At 43.7% G+C, this 339-nt stretch carries 1 protein-coding gene; it reads left to right on the forward strand.

What is annotated here, in order from left to right; translation table 11 throughout:
• The coding region (locus tag SB658_RS22625) for a helix-turn-helix domain-containing protein (protein ID WP_410602465.1) at positions 1-257 on the forward strand (257 nt) is incomplete at its 5' end.
• Between the last annotated feature and the right edge of the window lie 82 nt (positions 258-339).

A 339-nucleotide genomic window follows, 5' to 3' on the forward strand; every position in this document is an offset into this window, starting at 1 on the left:
AGCACGGGGAAGGCCGTCCTAAGGCGCAATTGCAAACAAATTCTCTGCAGCAAACCGCAGCTGCTGACACCTTTGTGTATACAAGCCCTGAACAGACGACTGATTTCCAAACCCAAATGGAGCGGTTCGAAAAACAATACATCGTCCATTACTTAGAAAAAATGGACGATAATATTTCACAGACTGCAAAGTTATTGGGCATGAGCAGGCAAAGTCTGCAATATCGAATGAAAAAGCTACATATTTCTCTTCAATAATAGAGCTGTGCCATCATTCGGCACAGCTTATTGTGTATCTGACTGTTCTGCTGGGTTTTGCAGCACATCACCGAGCAGATTT

It is taken from the genome of Bacillus sp. SIMBA_008, assembly GCF_046535495.1.
In the GTDB taxonomy this organism is placed as follows: Bacteria; Bacillota; Bacilli; order Bacillales; family Bacillaceae; genus Bacillus; species Bacillus subtilis.